This is a genomic window from Nonomuraea sp. NPDC049709 (assembly GCF_040674815.1).
Taxonomy (GTDB): domain Bacteria; phylum Actinomycetota; class Actinomycetes; order Streptosporangiales; family Streptosporangiaceae; genus Nonomuraea.
Genome location: NZ_JBFANM010000001.1, coordinates 292,342 through 310,778, shown reverse-complemented (window position 1 = coordinate 310,778; position 18,437 = coordinate 292,342). Strand labels below are relative to the sequence as shown.

Annotated in this window: 19 protein-coding genes; 6 read left to right on the top strand and 13 right to left on the bottom strand. The window is 69.1% G+C overall.

The genetic code is table 11. The features are described from left to right. A complete protein-coding gene (gene soxR / locus AB0J69_RS01595) occupies window positions 1-492 on the top strand; it encodes a redox-sensitive transcriptional activator SoxR (RefSeq protein WP_364111661.1) in 492 nt (163 codons plus the stop codon). A gap of 67 nt (window positions 493-559) precedes the next feature. Here the strand turns inward: soxR and AB0J69_RS01590 are convergent, their stop codons facing one another. Further along, window positions 560-1,021 (bottom strand): universal stress protein, encoded by a 462-nt coding sequence (locus tag AB0J69_RS01590; protein ID WP_364111659.1) that lies wholly within the window; start codon window positions 1,019-1,021, stop codon window positions 560-562. A gap of 120 nt (window positions 1,022-1,141) precedes the next feature. Here AB0J69_RS01590 and AB0J69_RS01585 point away from each other — a divergent pair, with 120 nt between their 5' ends. After that, window positions 1,142-1,963, top strand: coding sequence for a GtrA family protein (locus AB0J69_RS01585; RefSeq protein WP_364111657.1), 822 nt, complete (start codon window positions 1,142-1,144; stop codon window positions 1,961-1,963). Between the two features lie 120 nt (window positions 1,964-2,083). On the opposite strand, the gene dnaB is transcribed toward AB0J69_RS01585, so the two are convergent. Then, a complete protein-coding gene (dnaB, locus tag AB0J69_RS01580; protein ID WP_364111655.1) occupies window positions 2,084-4,249 on the bottom strand; it encodes a replicative DNA helicase in 2,166 nt (721 codons plus the stop codon). A 283-nt stretch (window positions 4,250-4,532) separates the two neighbouring features. On the opposite strand from dnaB, the gene AB0J69_RS01575 reads away from it, so the two are divergent. Next, window positions 4,533-5,834, top strand: coding sequence for an MATE family efflux transporter (locus AB0J69_RS01575; protein ID WP_364111653.1), 1,302 nt, complete (start codon window positions 4,533-4,535; stop codon window positions 5,832-5,834). Between the two features lie 69 nt (window positions 5,835-5,903). Beyond that, a complete protein-coding gene (locus AB0J69_RS01570) occupies window positions 5,904-7,376 on the top strand; it encodes an amino acid permease (protein ID WP_364111651.1) in 1,473 nt (490 codons plus the stop codon). A gap of 101 nt (window positions 7,377-7,477) precedes the next feature. Here the strand turns inward: AB0J69_RS01570 and AB0J69_RS01565 are convergent, their stop codons facing one another. The 7 genes from AB0J69_RS01565 to rpsF form a co-directional block, all read right to left on the bottom strand. Beyond that, window positions 7,478-8,242, bottom strand: a complete 765-nt coding sequence (locus tag AB0J69_RS01565) for an amino acid ABC transporter ATP-binding protein (RefSeq protein WP_364111649.1) — start codon at window positions 8,240-8,242, stop codon at window positions 7,478-7,480. Further along, window positions 8,239-9,078 (bottom strand): amino acid ABC transporter permease, encoded by an 840-nt coding sequence (locus AB0J69_RS01560; protein WP_364111647.1) that lies wholly within the window; start codon window positions 9,076-9,078, stop codon window positions 8,239-8,241. Before AB0J69_RS01560 ends, AB0J69_RS01565 begins: the two co-directional genes overlap by 4 nt. Beyond that, window positions 9,075-9,929, bottom strand: a complete 855-nt coding sequence (locus AB0J69_RS01555) for an ABC transporter substrate-binding protein (RefSeq protein WP_364111645.1) — start codon at window positions 9,927-9,929, stop codon at window positions 9,075-9,077. The genes AB0J69_RS01560 and AB0J69_RS01555 overlap by 4 nt, the downstream gene beginning before the upstream one ends. 225 nt (window positions 9,930-10,154) lie before the next feature. Beyond that, window positions 10,155-10,601, bottom strand: coding sequence for a 50S ribosomal protein L9 (gene rplI, locus AB0J69_RS01550; protein ID WP_364111643.1), 447 nt, complete (start codon window positions 10,599-10,601; stop codon window positions 10,155-10,157). 14 nt (window positions 10,602-10,615) lie between these two features. Continuing rightward, entirely contained in the window at window positions 10,616-10,852 is a 237-nt protein-coding gene (gene rpsR / locus AB0J69_RS01545; RefSeq protein WP_020543048.1) for a 30S ribosomal protein S18, read from the bottom strand. Between the two features lie 63 nt (window positions 10,853-10,915). Next, window positions 10,916-11,485 (bottom strand): single-stranded DNA-binding protein, encoded by a 570-nt coding sequence (locus AB0J69_RS01540; RefSeq protein ID WP_364111641.1) that lies wholly within the window; start codon window positions 11,483-11,485, stop codon window positions 10,916-10,918. A 78-nt stretch (window positions 11,486-11,563) separates the two neighbouring features. Beyond that, window positions 11,564-11,854, bottom strand: coding sequence for a 30S ribosomal protein S6 (rpsF, locus tag AB0J69_RS01535; protein ID WP_106242878.1), 291 nt, complete (start codon window positions 11,852-11,854; stop codon window positions 11,564-11,566). Window positions 11,855-12,045: 191 nt separating this feature from the next. Between rpsF and AB0J69_RS01530 the strand changes: the two genes are divergently transcribed. Next, on the top strand, window positions 12,046-12,363 hold the full coding sequence (locus AB0J69_RS01530; RefSeq protein WP_364111638.1) for a hypothetical protein: 318 nt from the start codon (window positions 12,046-12,048) through the stop codon (window positions 12,361-12,363). Between the two features lie 108 nt (window positions 12,364-12,471). On the opposite strand, the gene AB0J69_RS01525 is transcribed toward AB0J69_RS01530, so the two are convergent. Further along, window positions 12,472-12,651, bottom strand: coding sequence for a hypothetical protein (locus AB0J69_RS01525; RefSeq protein ID WP_364111636.1), 180 nt, complete (start codon window positions 12,649-12,651; stop codon window positions 12,472-12,474). Window positions 12,652-12,724: 73 nt separating this feature from the next. On the opposite strand from AB0J69_RS01525, the gene AB0J69_RS01520 reads away from it, so the two are divergent. Further along, window positions 12,725-13,468, top strand: coding sequence for a deoxyribonuclease IV (locus AB0J69_RS01520; RefSeq protein ID WP_364111634.1), 744 nt, complete (start codon window positions 12,725-12,727; stop codon window positions 13,466-13,468). Window positions 13,469-13,531: 63 nt separating this feature from the next. Here AB0J69_RS01520 and AB0J69_RS01515 read toward each other — a convergent pair whose 3' ends face one another. From AB0J69_RS01515 to AB0J69_RS01505, 3 genes are read right to left on the bottom strand one after another with little or no spacing between them, the layout of a single operon-like run. After that, window positions 13,532-14,596, bottom strand: a complete 1,065-nt coding sequence (locus tag AB0J69_RS01515; RefSeq protein WP_364111632.1) for a mannosyltransferase family protein — start codon at window positions 14,594-14,596, stop codon at window positions 13,532-13,534. Beyond that, on the bottom strand, window positions 14,593-15,915 hold the full coding sequence (locus tag AB0J69_RS01510) for a glycosyltransferase 87 family protein (protein WP_364111630.1): 1,323 nt from the start codon (window positions 15,913-15,915) through the stop codon (window positions 14,593-14,595). The genes AB0J69_RS01515 and AB0J69_RS01510 overlap by 4 nt, the downstream gene beginning before the upstream one ends. Continuing rightward, window positions 15,912-18,419 (bottom strand): transglycosylase domain-containing protein, encoded by a 2,508-nt coding sequence (locus tag AB0J69_RS01505; protein WP_364111628.1) that lies wholly within the window; start codon window positions 18,417-18,419, stop codon window positions 15,912-15,914. Before AB0J69_RS01505 ends, AB0J69_RS01510 begins: the two co-directional genes overlap by 4 nt. Window positions 18,420-18,437 lie beyond the last annotated feature (18 nt).

The following is an 18,437-nucleotide window of genomic DNA, read 5'->3' as shown; positions in this document are numbered from 1 at the left end:
ATGACGAAGGTCGCCTGGAACACCAAGGAACTCACCGTCGGCCAGCTCGCCGAGCGCAGCGGCGTCGCCGTCTCGGCGCTGCACTTCTACGAGGCCAAGGGGCTCATCAGCAGCCGGCGCACGGCCGGCAACCAGCGCCGTTACCCCCGTGACAGCCTGCGCAGGGTCGCCTTCATCAGGCTCGCCCAGCGCATCGGCATCCCGCTGAAGGTCATCAAGGACGCCCTGGCCGAGCTGCCGGACGAGCGCACGCCCACCAGGGACGACTGGGCCAGGCTGTCGGCGGCCTGGCGCGGCGAGCTGGACGACCGGATCGAGCAGCTCCAGCGGCTGCGCGACGACCTCACCGACTGCATCGGCTGTGGATGCCTGTCGCTGGACCGGTGCCCGGTGGCCAACCCGCACGACCGGCTGGGCGATGAGGGGCCGGGCGCGCGACGCATCGACACCCGGCTGACCCCGCCTCAGAACTGCTGCGCCACCGCTCCCTAGCCGGTCCTGGCCGTTCCGGGCCGGTCCTGGCTGTTCCTCTGGCTGCCTCTAGCCTTTCCTGCCGTCTCTAGCCTTTCCTGGACTGGTCCTTGGCCGGCGGGACGATGAGGGTCGGCCGGTGGGCGTGGTGCAGCACGTGGTTGGAGACGCTGCCGAGCAGCACCGACCTGACCCCGGCCAGGCCACGCGAACCCGTGACGATCAGCGAGGCGTCGATCTCGTCGGCCACGTCCACGATCGTCTTCCAGATCGACTCGTTGTCGGCCACCGCCCGGTAGGTGACGTCGGCGAGCCCGGAAGCGATCGCCAGGTCGGCACCTTCCCGGGCGTGCTGCTCGGCCTGGGCGTGCGACTGGTCCTCCGTGTCCTGGTCGAGCACGCCGGCGGCCAGCGGGTATTTCTTGAGCTGGACCAGCAGCGGCTCCCACACCGTGACGACGACCGTGGGCTCGGCGGCGAGGTGCTTGGCGGCGAACTCGATGGCGGCGCGCGCGTCGGCCGAGCCGTCGTAGGCGACGAGGATGGTCATGGCGTTCTTCCCTTCGCTTCTCTCCCTCGTTAGAGCACCGGAGAGATCACGTGCCATCCCCGTGGCGAATGTCTACTTCGTCACATGTAGGTCCGGGTTTCGGTGTCACATGCTGGTCCTGTGAGCTGGGTGTTCCGGCGGTTCCACGCTCCGTGTCACCTTGATCGTTCCGTTCCTGGTGTCATTTCCTCGGCGTCCGGCGAAAAGGCAGCACCCGTGAAATCGGCCTTGGAGTCCATTGCTTTGCGGGTGCTGGAGCCGGGCGTTCAGCATCCGCGTACGCACCAGAGCGTTCCTTCGGCCAACTTGTCGCGCCGCACCCGGAGTGCAGAGCGCCATCAAGATCACGCCGATCAGCCTTGTCACCAGGGTGTTCGGCTGGTGAGAAGATCGGGGGTGCTCCGAACAGCAAACGCAGTACTCGCAAGACTGCCGGAACCGCTGCACGCACTTGCGCTGAAGCACCGTGAGCTGCTGAAGTTCGCGGTGGTGGGTGGAACAGCGTTCTTAGTGGACAACACGGTGTTCTATGCGCTGAAGCTGACCGTTCTGGAACCGAAGCCGGTGACCGCGAAGGTCATCGCGGTGCTCGTGGCGACGATCGTGTCCTACGTGTTGAACCGCGAATGGTCGTTCCGGACCAGGGGCGGCCGCGAGCGCCGTCACGAGGCGGCGCTGTTCTTCCTGGTCAGTGGCGTCGGTCTGGTGCTCAGCTCCGCGCCGCTATGGATCTCCCGGTACGCGTTCCGCCTGGAAACCCCGGACGTGAGCCTGGTGACCCAGGAGATCGCCGACTTCGTGAGCGCGCAGATCATCGGCACGCAGATCGCCATGGTCTTCCGCTTCTGGGCGCTCCGGAAGTGGGTCTTCCCCGACGAGAAGGCCCAGTCCGGCCGCGTGCGACTGACTCCCACTCCCGATCCCACGGACGAAGCGGCTTGATGGCAGCGAATCCGGCAGCCGTTTCGGCGGTTGGACGGGTTCATGCCGCTGCCGCGCCCCACGGGCTCGGACCAGGCTCATGATCAGCCGGAATCACGGAACCTACAGGCCGGCACGCTGCTAGTGCTGGGCCATGTCCACGAACCGGCTGTAGTGGCCCTGGAAGGCCACGGTGACCGTGGCGGTGGGGCCGTTACGGTGCTTGGCCACGATCAGGTCGGCCTCGCCGGCCCTCGGCGACTCGCGTTCATAAGCGTCCTCACGGTGGAGCAGGATGACCATGTCGGCGTCCTGCTCGATCGATCCGGACTCACGCAGGTCGCTGACCTGGGGGCGCTTGTCGGTGCGCTGCTCGGGACCACGGTTGAGCTGGGAGATCGCGATGACCGGGACCTCGAGCTCCTTGGCCAGCAGCTTGATGGCACGCGAGATCTCCGAGACCTCGTTCTGGCGGCTCTCGGTCTTCTTCGGCGAGCTCATCAGCTGGAGGTAGTCGATGACCACGAACCTCAGGTCGTTGCGCTGCTTGAGCCGCCGGCACTTGGCCCTGATCTCCATCATCGACATGTTGGGCGAGTCGTCGATGAACAGCGGCGCCTCCGCCACCTCGCTCATCCGGCGGGCCAGGCGGGTCCAGTCGTCGTCGCCCATCATGCCCGAGCGCATGGCGTGCAGCGCCACGCGGGCCTCGGCGGACAGCAGACGCATGGTGATCTCGTTGCGGGACATCTCCAGGGAGAAGATGACCGTGGTCATCCCATGCTTGATCGCCGCGGAACGGGCGAAGTCGAGGCCGAGCGTGCTGTTGTGGGTGGGGATGCACGACCTGCTCGCGAGGTAGAGGTGGTCGGCGTTGTCGACCTCGACGCAGCGGACGGGCCGCGACGGGATCGGGCGTACGGCCACGATGTGGTGGACCGGCGGGGCGGGGTGCTCGGGCTCTTGGGGGGCCACGAAGTCGATCACCTGGCGGGTGCGGCCGCCGGCCGCCTGCTCGGTGCGCATCGTCGCCCGGTGCCCGAGGGTCTGGACGAGCTCCAGCGCGTCGTCCGCCAGGCGCCGGTCGGTCAGGGCGAGCTGGACCTGCCCGCCGGTGCTGCCGGGTGCCGGGCCGAGCAGGCCTGCCAGCAGGTCGAGCCGCTGCTTCTCCGAAGCGCGCAGGTAGCGCTCGGGGATGTGCTTGTCGTGGAGGACGCCCAGCTCGCGCAGGAGGTCGTGCATGGTGCCGTCGCCCTCGCCCGCGGCCAGCCAGGCGCCGAGCGAGTACGGCGGCAGCGGCAGGTCCTGCTCGGCGAGCTCGAAGGGGGCCGCGACCGCCACGGCGTGGCCCGGCCGGTCGTCCGGTGTCGTGCCGCGGAGCGAGGCGGCGAGCTCCTCGGTGGTGAGCACGCTCCGGTGAGCGGCCGTCGTGCGCCACTGGTGCCGGGCGTCGGCGACGATCACCGTACCGTCGCCGAACTCCACCTCGTAGCACGGCCGCCCGTACAGCACCTCGGTCGCTGCGACCACCCTGGTCGGTCTCCCGTCGGCGCCGATGAGCTGGTCGCCCACCTCGACCTCGCCCATCGTCGTCCAGCCGGTCGGCGTGGGCAGCGGGGTGTCGAGGTCGAGGGCCTTGCCGATCGCGGGCCGGGCGGCCACGACGATCATCTGGCCCGGGTGGAGGCCGTTGGTGAGCTGGTCGAGGTCCGCGAAGCCGGTCGGCACGCCGACCATCTGGCCGCCGCGGCTGCCGATCGCCTCCAGCTCGTCGAGGGCGCCGGGCATGATGTCGGCCAGCGGCGCGTAGTCCTCCGAGGTGCGGCGCTCGGTGACCTTGTAGATCTCCGCCTGCGCGCGGTCGACGAGGTCGTCGACCTCTTCGTTCTGGCCGCCGTAGCCGTAGGAGACGATGCGGGTGCCGGCCTCGATGAGGCGGCGGAGGATGGCCTGCTCGCGGACGATCTTGGCGTAGTAGCCGGCGTTGGCGGCCGTGGGCACGACGGCGGTGAGGGTGTGGAGGTAGGCGGCACCGCCCACCCTGGCCATCTCGCCGCGCTTCTGCAGCTCGTCGAAGACCGTGACCGCGTCGGCGGGCTCGCCCCGGCCGTAGAGGTCGGTGACGACGTCGTAGACCATCTGGTGCGCCGGGCGGTAGAAGTCGTCGGAGCGCAGGATCTCCACGACGTCGGCGATGGCATCCTTCGACAGCAGCATGCCGCCGAGGACCGACTGCTCCGCCTCGATGTTGTGAGGAGGTGTGCGTTCGAAACCCGGGCCTCCGCCGGCCTCTTCGTCAATGCTCACCGCGCCCCCTCAACAAACTTGCAGGCGGTCGCACCACCCCCACTTGTAGTCGACCGGTCTGACAGTTTCGCGGAGTCGCGGCCCGTCGGCAACGTGGCCTGTGGACAACCCTGTGGTCAAGCTGTGCACTATCGCGCCGAGGGTGTGAACGGCCTGTGGACGGGCCTGGGGATAACTCTTTCGGATATCCACCGAAGCCAGTGTGAGCAGGGCGAACGGTGTCCACCGGCTGTGGAGGAAAGAAAGTTGGCCCGACACGCCGTGTAATGGCCATAATGGACAAATGCCCATTACACCCAGAGACCGGGAGATCCTGCGGCTGGCCGTGCCGGCGTTCGGGGCGCTGGTGGCCGAGCCGCTCTTCCTGCTCGCCGACTACGCCATCGTGGGGCACGGGCTCGGCACCACGGCCGTGGGCGCTCTGGGCGTGGCCGGCACGGTGCTGGCGACGTTGGTGAACCTGTGCGTCTTCCTGGCCTACGGCACGACGGCGTCCGTGGCGCGCCAGACGGGGGCGGGCAACCACGCGCGGGCCATGCGCAGCGGTGTGGACGGCATCTGGCTCGCGCTGGCCATCGGGGTCGCGCTGATCGTGGTGTGCTGGCCGCTGGCGCCGGCGATCGTGGAGCTGTTCGGGGCGGTCGAGACGCAGGCCGCGCAGGCCGTGACGTACCTGCGGATCAGCCTGCTCGGCACGCCCGGCATGCTGGTCGTGCTGGCCGGGACCGGGGTGCTGCGCGGGCTGCAGGACACGGTGACGCCGCTGGCGGTGGCCGGGGGGTCGTTCGCGGTGAACGCGGCGCTGAACGCCTGGTTCGTGCTGGGGCTGGGGTGGGGCATCGCGGGGTCGGCGTGGGGGACGGTGCTGGCGCAGACCCTCGGCGCGGCCGTCTACCTCGTGGTGGTGGCGCGCGGGGCGCTGCGGCTGGGGACGCCGCTCACGCCCAGCATGAACGGGGTCAGGCAGGCCGGTACGGCCGGGTTCGCGCTGCTCATCCGTACCCTTTGCCTGCGTATCGTGCTGGTCGTGGCCACCGTGATCGCCACCAGGATGGGCCGGGCCGAGCTGGCCGCGTACGCCCTGGCCACCCAGGTGTGGACGCTGCTCGCCTTCGCCCTGGACGCCATCGCCATCGCGGGCCAGGCCATCACCGGGCGCTCGCTCGGCGCGGGGGACGTCGCCGCCACCAGGGCCGCGACGAAACGGATGGTGCAGTGGGGCATCTGGTCCGGCGCCGTGCTCGGCCTGCTCGTCCTGGCCGCCAGGCCGCTGCTGCCCGCCCTGTTCGACGCCGACCCGCAGGTCGCCGAGTTGCTGCTGGCCCTGTTGTGGCCGGTTGCGCTGTTCCAGCCGGTGTGCGGGGTGGTGTTCGTGCTCGACGGCGTGCTGATCGGGGCGGGCGACCAGCGTTACCTGGCCTGGGCGGGGGTGTGGACGACGCTGGCGTACCTGCCGGCCGCCCTGCTCGCCGCCGGTCTGGGGGTCGTCGCCCTCTGGTGCGCGCTGGGCGTGTGGATGGTGGCACGCCTGATCACCCTCGTCCGCCGCGCGGCCGGCCCTGCCTGGCTGGTGACCGGGGCGTGACTGTTTCGTGCTTGCTGTTGTCCAAGGGGTGAGACATTGTGGGCGAGTTCCCTGAGCGGGGTGTGTCCCTTGTCCACGATTCTGCGAAGACTGCCACCTTCCGAAGCGACTGGCCTGCGCACCGGCGCCCGGCACAGCCTGGCCGAGCTCTACCGCCCGGCCGACCTGGTGGTTCTCGGTCTCGGCGTGATGATCGGCGCCGGCATCTTCAGCATCGCCGGCGAGCAGGCCGCCACCGCGGCCGGCCCCGGGGTGATCCTCTCCTTCATGATCGCGGGTATCGCCTCTCTGCTCGCCTGCCTCTGTTACGCCGAGCTGTCGTCCACGATGCCGACCTCCGGCAGCGCCTACACCTTCACCTACGTCATCTTCGGCGAGGTCTGGGCGTGGATCATCGGCTGGGCGCTGATCCTCGAGCTGCAGTTCGCCGCCGCGGTGGTGGCCAGGGCCTGGGCCGGGATCGCGGTCGGGGCGGTCACCGCCTTCGGCGTCCGCGTCCCCCAGGAGGCGCTCGTCCAGGACCTCCTCGTGCTCGTCATCCTGGTGCTGCTCACCGGCATCGTGGCGCTGGGCGCGCGGATCGGGCTGCGGGCGCTGTGGATCATGGTGTCGGCCAAGCTGCTGGCCGTCGGCGCGGTCATCGTCGTCGGGCTGGCGTACGTCGACGTGGCGAACTTCGGCGAGTTCTACGTGCCGCCGAAGCCGCTGGACACCGCGCCGGCCACCGTACTGGGGATCTTCGTCGGGGAGGGCCAGGCGTTCGGCTGGTTCGGGATCTTCGCGGCGGCCTCGGCCATCGCGTTCGCGTACATCGGGTTCGACATCGTGGCCACCTCCGCCGAGGAGACCGTGAACGCGCCCAGGGCCGTGCCGAAGGGCATGATCCGCAGCCTGGTGATCGCCACGGTCATCTACCTGGCGGTGGCGCTGGTCATGGTGGGCATGGTGTCGTACACGAAGATCTCCGCGCAGGCGCCGCTGGCCAGCGCGTTCCGGGCGGTCGGCGTGGACTGGATGGTGCACGTCATCGACGTCGGGGCGGTGCTCGGGCTCACCACGGTGATCCTGGTGCTGATCGTGGGGCAGACGCGGGTGCTGTTCTCGATGGCCCGCGACGGGCTCATCCCGCGCGGACTGGCCACGGTCAGCCGCCGCTACCACACGCCCACGCGGGTGACGCTGGTGATCGGGCTGGTGGCGATCGTGCTGGCCGAGTTCGTGCCGGTGATCCAGATGCGGGAGCTGGTGGTGATCGGGACGCTGTTCGCGTTCGCGTTCGTGGCCGCGGGGGTGATCGTGATGCGGCGGCGCATGCCGCACCTGGAGCGGGGGTTCCGGGTGCCGCTCTCGCCGCTGCTGCCCGCGCTGTCGCTGGCGGCCACGCTCTGGCTCATGGTCAATCTGCGTGTGCTGACCTGGGCCTGGTTCGCCCTGTGGATGGCCTTCGGCCTGGCCGTCTACCTCGCGTACGGCCGCCGCCACAGCCTCCTGGCCCGCCCGCGCACCCCGGAGAGGCCGGCACACGGGCGGCACCGCCGGTAGAGCCACCCGGGATCGCACCGGGCGCCGGACGCCGCTCACACAGCCGCACCGTCGCCGGAACCCACCTGCACGACCGCACGGGCGCCGCCCGTGTGCACGCGCTAGAACCGCCGGGACTCCAGCACGCTGCGCAGGAACTCCTGGGTCCGCTCGTGCTCGGGCGCGGTGAAGATCTGCTCGGGCGGCCCCTTCTCCAGGAGCACCCCGCCGTCGAGGAAGCACACCGTGTCGGAGATGTCCCGGCAGAAGCCCATCTCGTGGGTCGTGAGGATCATCGTCATGCCCGACTCCTTGAGCTCCCTGATGATCCCCAGCACCTCCACGACCAGCTCGGGGTCCAGTGCCGAGGTGACCTCGTCGAGCAGCATCAGCCTGGGCTGCGTGGCCAGCGCCCTGACGATGGCCACCCGCTGCTGCTGCCCGCCGGAGAGCTGGTCGGGGTAGGCCCGCGCCTTCCCCGCCAGCCCGAACCTGGCCAGCAGGTCGTACGCCTGCTCCTCCGCCTGCCCCCGCGCCACCCGGTGCACCTGCCGGGGCGCCAGCGTGATGTTGTCCAGCACGGTCATGTGCGGGAACAGGTTGAACGCCTGGAACACGATGCCCAGCCGCTTGCGCACGTCATCCACGTTGGTGCGGGGGGCGGTGATCTCCTCGCCCTCCAGGTAGATGGCGCCGTCGTCCACCGTCTCCAGCAGGTTGACGCAGCGCAGGAGCGTGGACTTGCCCGACCCCGAGGCCCCGATCAGGCTGACCACCTCGTGCGGGCGCACCTCGAGATCGATGCCGCGCAGCACGTGGTGGCCGTGGAAGTTCTTCCACACCCCCTCGATCGTCAGCAGGCTGTGTCCGATTGTTCGCTCGCTCATGCTCCGCGCCTCCTGCGGGTGCGGGCGGCCAGGTGGTCGGTGAACCTGGCCAGCGGGATCGTGAGCAGGATGAACAGCAGCGCCGCGGCCAGATAGGCCGTGTAGTCGAACGTCCGGGCCACGTGGATCTGCGCCTGCCTGAGCGCCTCCAGCGGCCCGATGGTGGCCACCAGCGCGGTGTCCTTCTGCAACGAGACGAACTCGTTCAGCAGCGGCGGCACGACCCTGCGGGTGGCCTGCGGCAGGACCACGAACCGCATGGTCTTGGCGTGGCTCAGCCCGAGCGAGCGGGCCGCCGCCACCTGGCTCGGGTGCACGGACTCGATCCCGGCCCGGAACACCTCCGCCACGTACGCGCCGTACGAGAGCGTCAGCGCGATGATGGCCAGCGTCACCAGATCGGTCGGGATGCCCTGGAGCCGGAGCGCCGGCAGCCCGAACCCGATGAGGTACACCACCAGGATGGTCGGCACGCCGCGGAAGATGTCGGTGTACAGCGTGGCCAGCGCCCGGATCGGGAAGAACGCCGGCGTCCTGATGCCCCTGGCCAGCGCCACCAGCAGGCCCACGACGAGGATCAGCGGCTCGGCGATGAGGAAGATCTTGATGTTGAGCAGGAAGCCTTCCAGCACCTTGGGCAGCGCCTCGGCGAACTCATCGGCGTCGAAGAACGTCTCCCGCACCCGGGGCCAGCCCGGCGAGCTGGTGGCCACCCACACGACCAGGACGACGAAGACCACCGTCGAGGCCGTCGCGATCGAGGCCGAGCGGCGGGCGTGCGACCTGCGTACCCGCTCCCGCTCGGCCTGCCGCTCCGACTTGACCCACTCGCTCATCGAAGCTCGGGGGCGCCCGCCGCCGAGCCGAGCCACTGCTGCTCGATCTTGGCCAGCTCACCCTTCGACTTCAGCGCGTCGACGGCCTTGTCCACGCACGGCTTGAGCGCGCTGCCCTTCTCCATGACCAGCCCGAACTCCTCCGGCGTGCCACTTGTCGAGCTGAACTGGCCCACGATCCTGGAGTTCTCCACCTGCGCGGCCGTCACGTAGAACGCCGTCGGCAGGTCCACGACCAGCGCGTCCACCTGATTGTTCTTCAGCGCGTTCACGGCGTCGATCTGCTCGTTGTAGACATTGGGGTCGTCGGCGGGCTTGATGACGTTCTGGACGGCGTCGAGCGAGGTGGTGCCGACCTGTACGCCGATCTTCGCGTCCTTCAGCTCGGCCAGGCTCTTCGCCCCCGCGAACTTGCCGCTCCCGACCGTCACGACGGCCTGCTTGACCGTGTAGTAGCCCTTGCTGAAGTCGACCGCCGTGGCCCGATCAGGCGTGATCGACACCTGGTTGACGTCGAAGTCGAACTGCTTCTCCCCCGGCGCGAACGCGGCGTCGAACTTCACCGTGTTCCACTGCACCTCGCTGCGATCGAAGCCGAGCTCCCCCGCCACCGCGAACGCCACCGCGCTCTCGAACCCCTGCCCGTTGCTCGGGTCGTCGTCCTTGAACCACGGCTCGTACGCCGGCTTGTCGGTCCCGATGGTGAGCTTGCCCGGGGTGACGAGCTGGAGTTGCTCCTTGGTGCACGCGGTGGACGTGGTGGGGGCGGCGGCCGTGGTGGCCGGGTCGTCGACCGGTGCGCAACCCACCAGGGCCACGGCCAGCGCGAGCAGCATCAAGGGACGGGCCATGGCCGTGCCTCCAGGGGGAATGCCGAAAGAACGAGGGCATTCTACGCCGCCCGGATAGGGAATTACGTCCCCGGGTGCCCGCTCACCACGGCGATCGGCCCACGTGGGCTCGCGTAACGGCGACCGGCCGGTGAAGGGTCAGCGACCGTTTCCTGGAAAGGCCTCACGAAAGCCCGGCGAAAAAACGGAAGGCCCCCGCGCGGAGCGGGGGCCTTCCGGTCGAACTCAGCTGGCGACGACCTCGACATCCACGGAGGCGGAGACCTCCGGGTGGAGCTTGACGGTCACGCGGTGGGAACCGACGCTCTTGATCGGGTTGACGATCTCGATGCGGCGGCGGTCGAGAATCGGGCCACCGGCGGCCTTGACGGCGTCGGCGATGTCGCCCGTGGTGATCGAGCCGAACAGGCGGCCGGAGTCGCCCGCACGGGTGGCCAGGCGGACGCGCAGCGCGCCGAGCTGGCCGGCGACCTCCTTGGCGGTGCCGAGGTCGCGGATCTCGCGAGCGTCGCGAGCCTTGCGGATGGTCTCGATCTGCTTCTCGGCGCCCCGCGTCCAGCGCATGGCGTAGCCGCGCGGGATGAGGTAGTTACGGCCGTAGCCGTCCTTGACCTCGACGACGTCGCCAGGGGTGCCGAGGCCGGAGACCTCGTTGGTGAGGATGAGCTTCATATCGACAGGCCTCCTTAGCGCGCGGTGCTCGTGTAAGGCAGCAGGGCCACCTCACGCGCGTTCTTGATCGCGGTCGCCACGTCGCGCTGGTGCTGGGTGCAGTTGCCCGTCACCCGGCGCGCACGGATCTTGCCGCGGTCGGAGATGAACTTCCGCAGCAGCGCCGTGTCCTTGTAGTCGACGTAGGAGATCTTGTCGTGGCAGAACAGGCAAACCTTCTTCTTGGGCTTGCGCAGTGCCGGCTTTGCCATCGTGGTGCTCCTTTCAGAGCCCCGCCTTCAGGGCGGGAATGGACTCGGGCTTGTGGACTGGATTTAGAAAGGCGGTTCGTCGCTGAAGTCGTTGCCGCCGCCGCCGAAACCGCCGCCGCCACCGCTCTGCTGACCACCGCCGCCGCCACCGAAGCCGCCGCCACCGCCCTGGTAGCCGCCGCCCTGAGGCGGGGCGGGCGACGCGGAGGCCCACGGGTCGTCGGCCGGACCGCCGCCGAAGCCGCCGCCCCCGCCGCCACCTTGGCGGGAGGTGCGGTTGACCTTGGCGGTGGCGTTGCGCAGAGACGGGCCGACCTCGTCGACCTCGACCTCGTAGACCGTGCGCTTCTCGCCTTCCTTGGTCTCGTAAGACCGCTGCTTGAGCCGCCCCTGCACGATGACCCGCATGCCGCGCTGGAGGCTCTCAGCGGCGTTCTCCGCCGCCTGCCGCCACACGTTGCAGGTCAGGAAGAGGCTCTCGCCATCCTTCCACTCGTTGGTCTGTCGATCCATGAACCGCGGAGTGGACGCGATGCGGAATCGAGCCACCGCTTGCCCCGTCGGGGTGAAGCGCAGCTCCGGGTCGTCGACCAGGTTGCCGACGATGGTGATTACGGTGTCGCCTGCTGCCATGGCTAGCGCTCGCCTTCCTGCACGCCTTCGCTTGGGTTACGGCTCAGAGTACGGGGCTTCCCCGACAAAAGCCGGAGGTTAGTGCACGTCCGGACGCAGGACCTTGGTGCGCAGAATGCCCTCGTTGAGGTTCATCTGCCGGTCGAGCTCCTTGACCGTCGCGGGCTGCGCGGACAGGTCGATGACGGCGTAGATGCCTTCGGACTTCTTGTCGATGTCGTAGGCAAGACGGCGACGGCCCCAGACGTCGACCTTCTCCACGGTGCCGCCGTCGTTGCGGACCACGGTGAGGAACTGGTCGAGGGACGGCGCGACGGTGCGCTCATCGAGCGAAGGGTCCAGAATGACCATTACTTCGTAACGACGCATGCGGGACTCCAACCTCCTCTGGACTCTTGCGGTCACGACACTCTGCCGTGACAGGAGGACGCTGACGTCTGAACCCGGGCGGCCCCTTTCGGCACCCCGGGGCGATGGATCACCCATCACAACGCAGCTTGCCCAGGTTACCAGCCGCGAGTAGGTGGGAAGGCCTGTAGGAAACCAAGGGGGTGATGGTTGTGCCACATGTGCTTCAGCCCTCCGAGAGGGAGCGGTTCAAGCTCACGCTCAACACGGACGGACGCCCGCACCCGGTCGAGAACATGCTGGCCGTCGCCACGCTCGTGTGCGGTGTGGTCGCTTTCGTCGCGACGTTCTGGACCTCGGCCCACATGATCGCGTCGTGGTTCGGCACGCTGGGTTTCGGCATGGGCCTCTATTCGCAGTACGTCTCGGCGACCACGCCGCAGCGCTCGCTCAACGTCGTCGGGCTCGTGGGCTCGTTCGTCGGCGCCGCGCTCGGCATCGCCCACGGCGGTTTCCTTCCCCACCCGTAAGCCCGCCCGTGAGCCTGTCCGTGAGCCTGTCCGTAAGTCCGCCCGTGAAGCTCAGCTCGCACAGCGACGGCCCCGGTGCACGTTCCCCGGGGCCGTTTGATATGTGACTCATCCACCGATGTGCAGATCTATCCCGAGCAGCACCAGGAACCACAGGAAGACCGCGAGCAACGCCTCCGCGAGATCCCTGAGCAGGCCCGGCGTGATGTAGTCGTACACCCAGGCGACATAGATGCCGATGATGACGTAGATCAATACGATCAGCGCTCGTAAGCGCCAGCGACTCATATGACTTCTCCTCGGTAGGGGGTGCCAGCCGACTGCCCGTGGGCGCCCCCGCGAAACGGATAAGCTCGTTGACATGGTGCGCATCGGAGCTCATGTCGGTCAGGACGACCCCGCCGCCCACGCCGCCGAGGTGGGGGCCGAGGTGGTGCAGTTCTTCCTCGGCGATCCCCAGGGCTACGACAAGCCCGTGCTGCCCGCCAAGCCGGTCGAGGGCGTCGACATCTACATCCACGCCCCCTACCTGGTCAACGTGGCGACCACCAACAACCGCATCAGGATCCCCAGCCGCAAGCTGCTCGAGCAGCACCTGAAGGCGGCGGCCGGGCTCGGCGCCAAGGGCCTGATCGTGCACGGCGGCCACGTCAACAAGAGCGACGATCCACAGACCGGGTTCGACAACTGGCGCAAGGTGTTCGAGCGCATGGAGTGCCCGATCCCCGTGCTGATCGAGAACACCGCGGGCGGCGGCAACGCGATGGCCCGCAAGCTGGATCGCATCGCCCGCCTGTGGGAGGCGCTCGACGGGTTCGACGTGGGCTTCTGCCTCGACACCTGCCACGCCCACGCCGGCGGCGAGGAGCTGATCGACGTGGTCGACCGGGTCAAGGCCATCACCGGCCGCATCGACCTCGTCCACTGCAACGACTCGCGCGACGACTTCGACTCGGGCGCCGACCGCCACGCCAACCTCGGCCAGGGCAAGATCGACTCCGAGCTGATCCTGGCCGTGTGCCGGGCCGCGGGGGCGCCGATCGTGGTCGAGACGCCCGCCGAGGGCCAGGCGGACGACATCGCCTTCCTGAGGAAGAATCTCTAGCGAATACACACAGCCTGTGGATAACTTCCCTGGATTACCAAGACGAGGAAACGGGTATAGAGATCAGCCCGCCCACGCGCCGTCCAGGAACCTCAGGGCGTTCAGCAGCATGAGCGGCCCGGAAACAGCCGCATAGAGGACGAAGACCCACGCCCTCCTGGTCCCGACCTTGGCGAGCAGCACCCACAGCGGAAACCACAGCAGCAGCGAGCGCGGGATCGACAGGTAATAGGCCGACGTCATCAGGGCCGCCGCCTGCGTGCCGGTGTAGACGGCCTCGCTCCACCGCCGCAGGACGAGCAGCCACACCAGCGCGGCCACGACGACCACGACCCCGACGATCTCCATCCGGAAGGCCACCGAGAAGTCGTCGGAGCCCATGGCCGAGCGCCAGGTCGTCCGCCACGCCTCCCAGGGCCAGGCGAAGTCGCGTCCCCAGCCGGCCTCCTGGGCGTGCTTCCAGGCCAGCCAGTCGCCGGTCCGGCCGTACTGGTAATACGAGTACGCAGCCAGCGGCAGCACCGGCACGACCAGCCACCCGGCCCGCCGCACCGGCTCCGCCCTCATGACGAACTCCACCACCAGCGCCGCCGCGAGGAACAGCCCGGTGATCCGCACGCACGACGCCCCCGCGGCCAGCAGCACCGCCGCCGGCCAGCGCCCCTGCCGGGCGGCCAGCCACGCCGGGATCGCGAAGGCCAGGAAGAGCGACTCGCTGTAGCCCGCCGAGAGGAACACCGCCATCGGGAAAAGCAGCAGCCCCAGCACCGCCATCCAGCCGTTCGCGCCCTCCAGCTCGGTCAGCCGGGCCAGCGCCACCATGGCCACCGCCCCCGCGACCAGCGAGACCAGCAGCCCGGCCGCCGCCCAGTCGTCCACCACGAGGTGTACGACCCGCAGCGCCACCGGCAGGCCGGGGAAGAACGCCGGCAGCCCTTCGTCCGCAGGCCGGCCGGGCTCGCCGTCGTAGCCGTACTGGGCGATCGTGATGAACAGCGTGGCATCCCACTTGCGCCACCTGTCCGCGTACCCGGCCAGCGTCACGCCGAGCAGCGTGGCGACCAGCAGGCCGGCCCGCGAACCGAACCAGAGCAGCAGCGCGTCCCGGCCGGCCGAGCGGGTGATCATTTGGTGACGGAGGCCAGCGTGAACCGGTCGGGGGCGTCGTCGAACACGCCCCCCGCCTGGTCGTCGATGTCGGCTTGGCGTACCACGTCCTTCTCGGGACGCAGGATGTCACGCACCACGAACGCCATCATGATCCCGATCGTGATGATCCGGCCCCAGACGGCGGTGAAGTAGGTGTCGTCACCGATGCCCAGGTCGTCCCGGTCGAGCGGCGGCTGGGAGAGCAGGTAGAGCCAGATCGCGGCGAAGTACCAGACCTCGGCGAGCTGCCACAACGCCAGCGGCTTCCAGTTGGGCCTGGCCAGCACGGCGAAGGGCACCAGCCACAGCACGAACTGCGGCGACCACACCTTGTTCGTGATCATGAAGGCGGCCAGCGCCAGGAAGCAGATCTGCGCCAGCCGGGGCCGGCGCGGCGCGGCCAGCGTGAGCACGGCGATGCCCAGGCACAGGAGGGCGAGCGACACCATGCCCATCGTGCTCACGTCGCCCTCGCCCAGGACCGGCGTGCCCTTTGTCTGGAAGAACAGCCAGGCCGAGCCCCAGTCCACCCCGCGTTCCTGGGAGAAGACGTAGAACCTGCTCCAGCCCTCCCACGCGAAGATCATGAACGGCAGGTTGACCACGAGCCAGGCGACCGCGGCCGACCCCATTGTGACCAGGAACGGCCGCCATCGCGCGGTGCGCAACGTCAGCAGGAACAGCGCCCCCACGAACATCAGCGGGTAGAACTTGGTCGCGATCGCCAGCCCCAGCAGCACCCCGGCCGGCACCTGCTGACGCCGCTTCCAGGCCAGCAGCATGCCCATCGACAGCGCGCCGGCGACCAGGTCCCAGTTGATGTAGGCGGCCAGCACCACGGCGGGCGAGATGGCGTACCAGAGCGGGTCCCACCGCCGCGTCGGCCCCGCCACCGCGGCCATCAGCAGCACGCCCACCACGAGGCAGATGCCGAGCAGGATCACCGTCAGGTCGTAGAACCGGACCGCCTGCGCGACCTTGTCCGGCGTCAGCGCCCGCGCGATCCAGCTGATCACCTGCATGACCTCGCCCAGGACCACCGGGTACTCGACCTGCTTGTCGAACGGCACCTGGGCGAAGTACGGGTTCTGGGTGTCCAGCGCCCGGTCGAAGTAGAGCGGGTAGATGTCGGTGTAACAGAAGTTGGTGTAGGTGGAGACCTGGTCGTTCCACCCGCCGGTGCGGCACGGCAGCCGCACCACGTACGCCAGGCTCGCCCCCAGGGCGGCGATCAGCCCCAGAGGCAGGTAGGGCACGGCACGCGCCACCCAGGGGGCGCGTGCCTCAGTGCTCGTCACTGGTCCTCTGGCCTGGTGGACCTCGGCTGCGTGCCGCTGGTTCTCGGGTCGGGCGCGGAGCCGCCGCCCGCGACCCCCGAGTCGTCGGCGGTCTGCGGGAAGCCGCCGCCGTCGTCGGTGGTCACGTCCTCGTCGGGAACGGTGGCGTCGCTGTCGTCACAGCCGATGAGGCAGTCGCCGTCGGTGCCGTCGTCGAACGGGTTGTCGCTGTCGAACGGGTTGTCGTCGGCGTCCGGCGTCGGCGTCGGCGTGGGCGTCGGGCTCGGCACGATGTTCTCCGGCACGCCGACCTCGGCCCGGTCCGGGAACTGCTCGACGGGCAGGCCCTCGTGGGCGAGCTGCATGAACTTCTGCCACGCGATCGTGGGCGGGCCCGCGCCCTCGAAGCCCAGGGAGACCTCCTTGGGCATGGTGTACGGGTTGGTGGGGCCGTACTTCTTGCTGCCCTTGCGGCTGCTCGGGCAGTTGGAGTGCTGGGGCGGGACGACCTTGCCCGTCTTGGTCACGCACTGCTCGCGGTAGAACCCGACGGCGGTGGAGATCTGCGGCGTGTAACCGACGAACCAGGCTTCCTTCTCGTCGTTGTTCGTGCCGGTCTTGCCGGCGGCCGGCCTGGAGCCCAGGCCCTTGCCCGCCGCGGTGCCCGACTTGAGCACCTCCTGCATGGCGATCGTGGAGTCGGCGGCGACGCCCGGGTCGATGACCGACTTGGCGGCGAGCTGCTCACCGTAGGCGAGCTTGCCGTTCAGCTTGACTTCCTTGACCACGTGGTAGCGGGTGTACTTGCCGCCGTTGGCGAAGATGGCGTAGCCCGCCGCCTGCTCCACCGGTGTCACCAGCGCGCTGCCGATGGCGAACTGGTAGTGGTGCACGTCGACGTCGTCCTGCATGCGCTTCTCGTTGAAGCCGGCCGCCTCGACCAGGTTCTTGACGTCCTTGAGCTGGTTCGGCAGCGCGTACGCCATCGACACGAACGCCGTGTTGACCGACTGGGCGGTGGCCTTGATCACGTCCACGGCCGCGCCGACGTTGTGGCTGTTCCTGATGCCGCCCTTCTGCTGGCCCGGCAGCACCTTCGGCACCGTCTGGTTGCCCGGCACGTAGCTCTTGAGCGAGTAGCCGGCCTGCAGCCAGGCCGCCAGCACGTACGGCTTGAACGCCGAGGCGGCCTGCTTGGTCGACTGGAAGGGCTCGTTCCAGGGGTCGGTGAGGTAGTCGTCGCCGCCGTAGAAGGCCAGCACACGCCCGTGCTTCGGGTCCACCGCGGCCAGGCCGGCGTGGAACTCCGTGGACATGTTGTAGGCCTGCATCGTGCTCTTCACCGCGGTCTTCGCGGCCTGCATCAGCTCCCGGTCGAAGGTCGAGACGATGTCGTAGCCGCCGCTCCTGACCTCGTCACGGGTCAGGCCGCGCCCCTCCAGCTCCTTCAGGACCTCCTCGACCATGTAGCCCTTCATGCCGGCCATCTCGTTGTTGCCGGCGGACTTGCGGGTCTTCGGGAACTGGGCGGTCTGCGGGAGGTTGCCGTACTTCTCCGGCCACTGCTCGGCCATGTACTGGATGACGGTCTTGAACCGCTCCTTGAGCTCGGGGGCGTCGTGGTCCCAGTTCGGCTGCTGGATGCGCGCGGCCAGGTAGGCGCCCTGCTCGGGGGTCAGCTTGGCGGCGGTGACCTTGTCGCCGAAGTACGCCTTCGCGGCGGCCTCGACGCCGTACGCGCGGCCGAAGTTGATGGTGTTGAGGTAGTTGGCCAGGATCTCGTCCTTGGTCAGGGTCTCGTCGAGCTTGACCGCGACGAAGATCTCCATGACCTTCCGCTTGATGGACACTTCCTGGCTGAGGCCGTCGTAGTAGTTACGGGCCATCTGCTGGGTGATGGTGGAGGCGCCCTGGAGCTGCTGCCCGGTCGCGGTCATCCACACGGAGCGGAACATGCCGGAGATGGAGATGCCGGAGTCCTCGTAGAACGTCTTGTTCTCGATGGCCACCGCGGCGTCCTTGACGTTCTGGGACATCCTCGAGATGGGCACGATCTCGCGCTTGAAGCCCAGCTGGGCGATCTGGTGCTTGCCGTCCCGGAAATAGATGGTGCTCTGCTGGGCCGTCGCCTCGGCCTGGGCAGTGGTCGGGACCGGGGTGTTGGCGTACGCCACCATGATCATGCCGAAGAAGCCGGCCGCGAGCACCACGACGCCGACCACGACGATCTTCCAGCTCGGGACGAACCTGCGCCAGCCGCCCCGGCCGCCGCCGCCCTTCTTCGTCGGGGGCCCCGGGGGCACGGGTGGCTCGCCCTGCCCGCGCCGGCGCGACCGCCGCGGGGCGTCGCTGACGATCGTCTCCTGGTTACTCACCGTGTTCGTGTCCTGCCGGGCGCGGGAGCGCGCCGGCGGCTGCTCGGCGTGACGCTGCGGCGGCTCCGGGCGGACCGGATGTTGCTCGGTGCGGCCGGGCTGCTGCTCCTCGCGCCTCGGCGGCTGCTGGTCATAAGGCTGCGCGGCCATGGCGCCGGTCTGCTCGTA